Raw genomic sequence first — 9250 nt, 5'->3', positions numbered from 1 at the left:
AGAATATCCAGCAGCATAAAGCCAAAACCACCGGCAATAAACCAAAGCGCGGCCGGCATGACCGTCTGATGCTTTATGCCCTCGGGCACCAGTACCAACGCAACCGCAGACAACAGCGCACCGGCGCCAAATGCCAGTACGCTGTGGCGAAACTCTTTTTCCAGCCAATCCGGCCGGATATGCTCAGCGGCTGCCAATAAGGCACCGGCCGGCATAGCCAGACCAGCACCGAGCGTACACAGAATTATAATAGTTAACGTCTCCAGAGCTCTCTCCCTGCCAATAGCAAACGGCTACAGCTAAAACTAACGATTTTTGCCATCGCAGGCAACGCAAGATACTGCACCGTCAAAGGCATTCGTTTTTCCACCTCACCAGATAATCGTCAACTTTCTTTACACAAACCTAATCAATCATATCTATCATATTGAAAAAGATGAAATTTAATTAAGGAATATTTTTTGCATTTAGTTACATAACTTGTAGTAGACAGTATCTGAAGTAAGTTCACGGAGTGAAAATGCAGTTTTTAAAATCAGTAATTTGTGCGGGTAGTTTACTGGTATCAAGTGTGGCCATGGCAGGCCCAATTCTGATTATCAATGGCGCCAACCAGACGACAGAAGTTGATACAACCTTAGCGCTGACCGACAACCTGAAAGTGTTACATGAAGCCGTTGGTAACACCGTTACTATCGTTGATGACTTACTGGCTGACTTATCTGCATATTCGCAGATATGGGACGTGCGTTTTTTTAATGCCGCCGCGTTAAATAGCTCAGAACAAACCGCCTACAGCAATTACCTGGTAAATGGTGGTGGCTTGTTTTTAATGGGCGAAAACGGCTATTTCATGGAGCGCAACAATTCTGTGCTGTCTTTGATCTCATCACTGGGTGGTGGAGATTTGGGCTTTAATGATTGTCAAGACGGTACTCAACAGGTTCATGCGCCTTTTACCGGTCCGAATGATGTCGCAGAAGTCACTTATGCCGCATCGGGCTGCTTTAATAACAAAGGAAACGGTCAGTGGATCACTTCGCGGGCAGACGGGTCAGCCGGCTCAGGTGTCGCCTTTGCTGCCGGCAGCCTGAGTAATGCTATGGCTGGTGCACTGACAACGATCCTTGATGTGAACTTTATGATGAACGAATTTGATCTGCCTAATTCACAACAATTGACGAAAAACCTGATTGCCTTTGTTGGTGAACAAACTCAGAATCCATCTAACCCGGTACCGGCTCCGGCCACCGTGCTGATGCTGGCCACCGCACTGGCGGCACTAAGACTGCGCCGCAAGCAACAATAAAACGTTTTAATAAATGTTCAAAGCCGCTGCAAAGCGGCTTTTTTATGAATCGCCTGGCGCTAATGCTAGTTGCACCGCAGCGTTAGCATGCAGCAGCGTAGTATCAAATAACGGCACTGCTGCATCAGCTTTACCCACCAGCAAACCGATTTCTGTACACCCCAGAATTATCGCATCAACACCTTGCCAGGCCAGCCCTGCCATCATGCGCCGTACAGCTTGTTTCGACTCTGAGTTAATAATACCCTGGCATAATTCCTGATAAATAATCTGATGCAAGCTATCGCGCTCAGCATCATTTGGCACCAGCACTTCTATACCATGTTGCTCACTCAGATAGTCACGGTAAAACGGCTGCTCCATGGTAAATTTGGTACCCAGTAAACCCACCCGGTTAAAACCAGCCTGTTTAATCGCCATGGCCGTGGCATCGGCAATATGCAGCAGCGGAATGTTCACCGCCGCTTCAATGCTGCTGGCAACTCTATGCATAGTATTGGTACACAACACAATAAAATCGGCGCCGGCCAGCTCTAGCGAGCGAGCCGCATCTGCGAGCATAGCACCGGCGGCATTCCAATCACCGGCATGTTGTAAGCGCTCAATATCGTGAAAATCAACGCTATACAAAATACATCTGGCCGAATGTAATCCGCCCAACTGCTGTTTTACAGCTTCATTTAATGCCCGGTAGTAAGGGATGGTCGACTCCCAGCTCATACCACCAATCAGCCCTATCGTTTTCATAATTTGCTCATATCGGTGTGCTTAAAAGCACTAAGCTAGCACAGTAGTTTGCAAAAAAAACCCTGCAGTGCAGGGCTTTTCTCTACCAGATTAAGGCGTCAGCTCAATTCAGGAGCATCGAAATTGGCTGGTTCGTCGCTGTAAATGCATACGTTCCAATCGGCTGCCAGGCCGTCTTCGGCTAAGCAGTAGGTTTCAAAGAAGTGCTTTATCTCGCTGCGCTGGCAGTGCGCTTCAAAGCTTGGCAAGTCGGCCCAGATTTCGTTAAAGGCAATAGGAAAGCTTTTGCCTTCAGCAAAGGGGCTGGATATTTGCCGCGTCACGATATACTGCAAACAACCGTCTTCACGGTTGCTGTTTGGCTCCAGGCTCTGCAGTACTTTAAACAGCTCATCTGCTCTACCCGGTTTGGGCAGAAACTGAGCAATGCAATACACTTTTTTAGACATCTGTTCTCCCGAAACGGTGCTATCGGCTGATAGCACCTCATTTCATTATTAATGAGCGGCAGCGCTGCTGAACACTTCAAACAAATGCGCATTCAGGTATAAATGGGTAACAACACTGGCTCCATAGCCCAGCAGAATTACCGGTGCCCATTTTAAATGACCGGCAAAGGTATAATAGCCACGCGCCTGCCCCATCAATGCTACACCCGCAGCTGAGCCAATCGACAGTAAGCTACCACCAACACCGGCCGTTAAGGTAATCAGCAGCCACTGACCATGCGACATGGCCGGCTCCATTGTCAGTACGGCAAACATGACCGGTATGTTATCCACCACAGACGACATTAAGCCTAAAATAACATTCGCCAGTGTCGGGTTACCGCTGCCGTACAGGCCAACTGATAGCATTTCCAGATAACCGATATAACCCAGACCACCAACACACATTACCACGCCATAGAAGAACAACAAGGTGTCCCATTCGGCACGGGCGATACGGTTAAAGACATCAAACGGCACGATCTGGCCCAGCGCGCGAATACGCTCTATGTCGCCCTCACGCTCTGCCATCGCTTTTTTCCGCGCCAGCGAGCCAGGCAGTGTTTTACGCAGAAAGAAACCAAAAAATTGAAGTAAACCAAGACCGGTCATCATGCCGAGTACCGGCGGTAAATCCAGCCAGGAGTGATACAACACCGCCAGAGCAATAGTGGCCAGAAACAGGGTCAGAATACGCAGTGCACCGCGTTTTAGCTCGACCTCTTCCTGCTGCGCCGCCGGGTAACGCCGCTCGACGAAGAAACTCATGATAATGGCCGGCACCAGGTAATTCACCACTGCTGGTACAAACAAGGTAAAGAACTCGTTGAATGTGACAATGCCAGCCTGCCACACCATCAGCGTGGTAATGTCGCCAAACGGAATAAAGGCGCCGCCGGCATTGGCCGCAACGACAATATTGACACAGGTCAGGTTAATAAAGCGCTTGTCGCCTTCAGCGACTTTCATCACCACCGCACACATCAGCATGGCGGTTGTCATGTTGTTGGCAAAAGACGAAATAATGAATGCCAGCACACCACTGATCCAGAACAGCGTCCGGTAGCTGAAACCACGGCGGATCATCCAGGCGCGCAGCGCATCAAACAGCCGCCGCTCTTCCAGCGCGCTGATATAGGTCATTGCCACCAGCAAAAACAGCATTAACTCAGCAAATTCAAGCAACGTGTGTCTGAATGCATCCGATGTCACTTCAGGAATGCCCTGCTGCATATACTTCCAGGCAATAAGCGCCCAGATAATACCCGCCGCTACCAGCACCGGTTTGGATTTACGCAGATGAATTTTCTCCTCGGCCATAACCAGCAGATATGCCAGGCCAAACAACACCAGAGAAATGATACCAACAGGGGCTAGCGTAAGATTAAGACTGCCGGTTTCGGCAAACGCAACAGGAGAGAATAACGCGCACAATAACAGGTACAGCACAGACTGCTTCACAATTTTGTCCTCAGTTCTGAAAGAAACCCGCCCGGCGGACACCGGACGGCGTATTATAAAACACTTTTATTAGAATATTTACTCAGCTGGCAGTAAAAACTGAAAAACTTGCGCTGTTAAGCCATAAGTGCACCAGAATACTGGCAACATAGCCGAGGAAAATCGCCGGCGCCCACCTCAGATGCCCGGCAAAAGTGTAATAGCCGCGGGCCTGCCCCATCAGCGCAACACCTGCAGCTGAGCCAATAGACAATAGACTGCCCCCGACGCCTGCAGTCAGAGTGATCAGCAGCCACTGGCCATGTGACATCTCCGGTTGCATGGTCAGCACAGCAAACATCACCGGAATATTGTCTACTACTGCCGATACCAGCCCCAGCATCACGTTTGCCCAGGATGCATCCCATTGCGTGTACAGTACATCCGACAGCATGGCCAGATAGCCAATAAAACCCAGGCCACCAACACACATGACTACGCCGTAGAAAAACAATAGTGTATCCCACTCTGCGCGGGCGACCCGGCTGAACACATCAAAAGGCACTACCTGCCCCAGCGCTCTGATCCGTTCTTCATCTCCCACCCGTTCTGCCAGCGCCTTTTTACGTGCCAGTGAGCCAGGCAAAGAAACCCTTAAGAAATAACCGAAAAACTGCAGGTAACCCAGCCCTGTCATCATGCCCAGCACCGGCGGCAAATGCAGTACAGCATGACAGGCAACCGCCGTAGCGATAGTCAGCAGAAATAACGCCAGAATGCGCAGTGCACCGCGTTTAAGTTCAACATCCTCCTGTACTGCCGATGGCTTACGATTTTCGACAAACAGGCTCATCAAAATCGCCGGCACCAGAAAATTGACCAACGATGGTACGAACAGCGCAAAAAATTCAGCGAAGTGCAGTAACCCGGCCTGCCATACCATCAGTGTGGTGATGTCACCAAAGGGGCTGAAAGCGCCTCCCGCGTTAGCGGCTACCACGATATTAATACAGCACAGATTGATAAACTTCTTATCACCCTCAGCAACTTTCATTATCACAGCACACATCAGCAATGCAGTGGTAAGGTTGTCAGCAACCGGGGAAATGACAAAAGATAATGCGCCGGTTAGCCAAAACAACTGACGATAACTAAAGCCTTTGCGGATCATCCAGCTGCGTAGCGCATCAAACAGCCGGCGTTCTTCCAGCGCATTGATATAGGTCATCGCTACCAGCAAAAACAACATCAGCTCAGAAAATTCGAGCAAGGTGTGCCGGAATGCTGCTTCAGACGCTGCCGGAAAACCCGCCTGTACATACTGCCAGCCAATCAGCACCCAGATCAGACCTGCGGCTACCAGTACAGGTTTAGATTTACGCAGATGGATTTTCTCCTCCACCATGACCAGCGCATAAGCCACCACAAAAATCACAATGGCGATATAGCCTGTCAGGCTATGCGCCAGATCGACAGCGCCCACAGCTGCATGCACCGGCATCACCAACAGGCTTAATAGTAATGCCAGGCAGTACAGGTATCCTTGTTTCTTCCACATAGTCACAACATCCAGGTTAAGTTACAGGAACAAAAAACCCGGCTGGTAGCCGGGCTTTACAGTTAACGTAAAATCAGTAATGAGCACTTCGCCTTGCAGATCATCCCGGTCGTCGTGCTGCCGACAATAAACTGCCGGATACGTGAATGGCCGTAAGCCCCCATCACCATCAGGTCAATCACATGCTCCTGCTGGTATTGGTTCAACACGGTTTCCGGCTCGCCGGACACAATAGCGGTTTTAGTGTCAAAACCTGCTGTGCGCAAAATAAATGCGGCGCTTTCCATTTGTGCTCTGGATGCTTCATCATCGGCACCTGCCATCACCAGATGCACTGGCAGCCCCTGCGCCAGCGGACTGGCCGCCAGCATTTGCAGCCCCTTTAACGCTGTGGCACTGCCATCATAAGCAAACATAATACGCTGCGGCGTTTTATAGCGCTGCTGTGTCAGTAATACCGGTTTCTGCACGCTGCGGATAACCCGTTCAACGTGCAGGCCCATATGACCATGCGCCTCGGCGCTGCTAAATCCCCGTTTTCCAAGCACCAGCAAACGCGTTTCGGTTTCCAGTTCCAGTAACGACTCAACCAGTTGGCCATGCCTTAACTTTTCATCTACTGCTTTAACGCCTGCGTGCTCTGCCCGTGCTTTAGCTGCATCTAAAATACTGCGGCCGCGCTGTAATGCCAGTTTACTGTGCTTTTCATCCAGCTCCGCTAACTGCTGTAGCAACAGCTCCTGCGAGCCAAGCCCGATGCTGCCGCTCAAATCCGGTGTCTGGGTATGCTGGGCTTTATCCAGCACATGTACCACAGACATTGCGGTATCCAGCACTTTGGCCGCCCATACCGCATAATCACATACCGCTTCGGCATACGGAGAAGCGTCAATACACGCTAATACTTTTGTTGTCATTATTCTGCTCCTTAGTCGGTATTATTCTCTGTTGCAGCGCTGTTGTCAGTGGCCCAGCAGCTTGTCGACAGCTTCACTCTGGTTATGCAGTGCAAACTTGTCGACCAGCGTCGCGCTGGCTTCATTCAGGCCCAGCAGCTCAACTGCCGTACCTTCTCGGCGAAACTTCAGCACCACCTTATCCAGCGAGCTGATTGCGGTAATATCCCAAAAATGGGCCCGGCTTAAATCAATCTGTACCCGTTCGATGGCTTCTTTAAAGTCAAAGGCGGCGACAAATTGCTCGGCCGAGGTAAAAAACACCTGCCCGACCACCTGATAGCTGCGCTGATGGCCATCGTCAGACAGCGTTGACCCTACGTACAACACTTTGCCGACTTTGCTGGCAAAAAACAGCGCACTAAACAGCACACCAACCAGCACACCGTACGCCAGGTTGTGCGTAAACACTGTCACCAGCACGGTAGCAATCATCACCACACTGGAGCTTTTCGGGTTAGTACGTAAGTCGCGGACAGAACCCCAGTTAAAAGTACCGATGGACACCATAATCATAATGGCTACCAGCGCCGCCATGGGGATAAGGCCAACCCAGTTATCCAGAAACACAATTAAAATCAGCAGGAAAATACCGGCCAGTAATGTCGATAACCGGGTGCGGCCACCCGATTTTACATTAATCACCGATTGGCCAATCATGGCGCAACCGGCCATACCGCCAATTAAACCGGAACCTATATTGGCGATACCCTGGCCGACACACTCGCGGTTTTTATCACTGTTGGTATCGGTTAGATCGTCCACTATGGTGGCCGTCATTAACGATTCCAGAATACCCACCACCGCCAGCGCTAAAGCATACGGGAAAATAATCATCAGGGTATTCAACGTTAGTGGTACATCCGGCCATAAAAACACCGGCAGGCTATCGGGTAGTTCACCCATATCGGCTACAGTGCGGATATCCAGGCCAAAATACAGCGCCAGCGCTGTCAGTACCAGAATACAGATAAGCGGCGATGGCACACTGCGGGTAACGTAAGGAAACAGATAAATAATAGCCAGCCCCAGTGCTGTCATGCCATAAACCAGCAGCGAGCCATGCTGGCCGCTCAGCTCAGGTAACTGCGCCATAAAAATCAGAATCGCCAGCGCATTAACAAAGCCGGTCACTACTGAACGCGACACAAAACGCATTAAATCACCCAGCTTCAGCACACCAAAAATAATCTGCAGCACGCCGGTCAATAATGTCGCTGCCAGCAAATACTGCAAGCCATGCTCACGTACCAGTGTCACCATCACCAGCGCCATAGCACCGGTAGCAGCAGAAATCATGGCTGGCCGGCCACCGGCAAAGGCCGTAATAACCGCAATACAGAACGATGCGTATAACCCCACTTTAGGGTCAACGCCGGCGATAATAGAAAAGGCGATAGCTTCCGGGATCAATGCCAGCGCCACGACCAGTGCCGAGAGCACATCGCCACGCAGGTTAGACAACCAGTGTTGTTTTAAATAAGTCAGCATCAAAGGTGAGATTCAGTAACGATAATGGCCGCGCATTCTAGCAAAAAAACCAGTACTCTGCCCACCGTTTAAACGCTAACCACCTGCAGCGCCTGCACTTAAACCGGCAGACCTTCACGGAAAAACTGCACGCCGCCACAATGGCTGCAGGCGAGTAACGGAGCAGGATGCGTGTAATCGATATGTGTCAGGCATTTTTCACAGCGGTAGCGGCCCATACCAACCATTTCGCCTTGAAAATACACACCTTTATGCCTGAAGTCCTGTGCCAGTTCCTGCCATTCCAGCTGGCTTTTATCAGTAATATTACTCAGCTCCTGCCACAACGCTTCAGGCCACAGCGATGGTATGTCATCATCAGGTTGCTGATCCTGTGTTTCAACATACTCATGCCACTGCCTTTTAAAAGTTTCGATAAACAGCTGTGTTTCATAGGCGCTTAGTTCTTTGCCGGCTTTTGCATAAGCTTTAAGCTCTGAGACAAAATCGACCATGTTATTTAATTGCTGCTGCTGAGCCTCGCGCAGGGTGTGATTAAACTCGTTTAACCAGCGCTGATACTTCTTTACAAAATCGGCCATAGCCCCTCCATTGGTTTAAAACCAGTATAGACAATACGCTGCTTGTTGTTGTCAAAACGGCTCTGCGGTATGCTATAGCCACTTTTTTGCTGCTATCAACGCAGCCGTATTAACCCCCTTTTCCGGAAGACCTGAATGCAAGAACAATATAACCCGCAGCAGATTGAAACTGCTCTGCAGCAGCAATGGGAACAGACCAGCGCTTTTAAAGTGACTGAAGACGCGAATAAAGAGAAATTTTACTGCTTGTCTATGTTTCCTTACCCAAGCGGGCGCTTGCATATGGGCCATGTGCGCAACTACACCATCGGTGATGTTGTCAGCCGTTTTCAGCGTATGCAGGGCAAAAACGTTATGCAACCTATGGGCTGGGATGCGTTTGGTTTGCCAGCAGAAAACGCGGCTATTAACAATAAAACAGCGCCGGCTAAGTGGACTTACGAAAACATTGATTACATGCGTAACCAGCTAAAGCGGTTGGGTTTTGGTTATGACTGGAGCCGTGAGCTGGCCACCTGCAAACCGGAATACTACAAGTGGGAACAATGGTTCTTTACTAAGTTGTATGAAAAAGGCCTGGTTTACAAAAAGATGGCCACCGTCAACTGGGACCCGGTTGACCAGTGCGTACTGGCCAATGAACAGGTGATTGACGGTCGTGGCTGGCGCTCAGGTGCCTT

General features: G+C 50.1%; 9 protein-coding genes and 1 pseudogene. 2 read left to right on the top strand and 8 right to left on the bottom strand.

Annotated elements, in window-relative coordinates; all coding sequences use genetic code 11:
* Positions 1–215: pseudogene (locus VIN66_RS05605) on the bottom strand (divalent cation transporter); the annotation flags it as partial.
* Positions 216–520: 305 nt separating this feature from the next.
* Here VIN66_RS05605 and VIN66_RS05600 point away from each other — a divergent pair.
* On the top strand, positions 521–1309 hold the full coding sequence (locus VIN66_RS05600) for a PEP-CTERM sorting domain-containing protein (RefSeq protein ID WP_331923046.1): 789 nt from the start codon (positions 521–523) through the stop codon (positions 1307–1309).
* A 42-nt stretch (positions 1310–1351) separates the two neighbouring features.
* Here VIN66_RS05600 and VIN66_RS05595 read toward each other — a convergent pair whose 3' ends face one another.
* The 7 genes from VIN66_RS05595 to VIN66_RS05565 form a co-directional block, all read right to left on the bottom strand.
* A complete protein-coding gene (locus VIN66_RS05595) occupies positions 1352–2056 on the bottom strand; it encodes an aspartate/glutamate racemase family protein (RefSeq protein WP_331923045.1) in 705 nt (234 codons plus the stop codon).
* A gap of 98 nt (positions 2057–2154) precedes the next feature.
* Positions 2155–2505, bottom strand: a complete 351-nt coding sequence (locus tag VIN66_RS05590) for a putative quinol monooxygenase (protein ID WP_331923044.1) — start codon at positions 2503–2505, stop codon at positions 2155–2157.
* Positions 2506–2553: 48 nt separating this feature from the next.
* Complete coding sequence (gene nhaD / locus VIN66_RS05585) at positions 2554–4008, bottom strand: sodium:proton antiporter NhaD (protein WP_331923048.1); 1455 nt, start codon at positions 4006–4008, stop codon at positions 2554–2556.
* A 79-nt stretch (positions 4009–4087) separates the two neighbouring features.
* Positions 4088–5542, bottom strand: coding sequence for a sodium:proton antiporter NhaD (gene nhaD / locus VIN66_RS05580; RefSeq protein ID WP_414709866.1), 1455 nt, complete (start codon positions 5540–5542; stop codon positions 4088–4090).
* 62 nt (positions 5543–5604) lie between these two features.
* Entirely contained in the window at positions 5605–6459 is an 855-nt protein-coding gene (locus tag VIN66_RS05575; protein WP_331923043.1) for a universal stress protein, read from the bottom strand.
* A 45-nt stretch (positions 6460–6504) separates the two neighbouring features.
* Positions 6505–7989: a SulP family inorganic anion transporter gene (locus VIN66_RS05570; protein WP_331923042.1), complete on the bottom strand. Its 1485-nt coding sequence runs from the start codon at positions 7987–7989 to the stop codon at positions 6505–6507.
* A 98-nt stretch (positions 7990–8087) separates the two neighbouring features.
* The gene (locus tag VIN66_RS05565; RefSeq protein WP_331923041.1) at positions 8088–8570 is read right to left on the bottom strand and encodes a zinc ribbon-containing protein; all 483 of its coding nucleotides are present in this window, start codon (positions 8568–8570) and stop codon (positions 8088–8090) included.
* A 135-nt stretch (positions 8571–8705) separates the two neighbouring features.
* On the opposite strand from VIN66_RS05565, the gene VIN66_RS05560 reads away from it, so the two are divergent.
* Positions 8706–9250 (top strand): class I tRNA ligase family protein (locus VIN66_RS05560; protein WP_331923040.1); only part of this gene is annotated, 545 nt, incomplete at its 3' end.

Source organism: Rheinheimera sp. (genome assembly GCF_036568245.1).
GTDB lineage: Bacteria > Pseudomonadota > Gammaproteobacteria > Enterobacterales > Alteromonadaceae > Alishewanella.
Note: the sequence above shows the minus strand (reverse complement) of the source record. Positions and strands in the feature narration are given on the sequence as shown.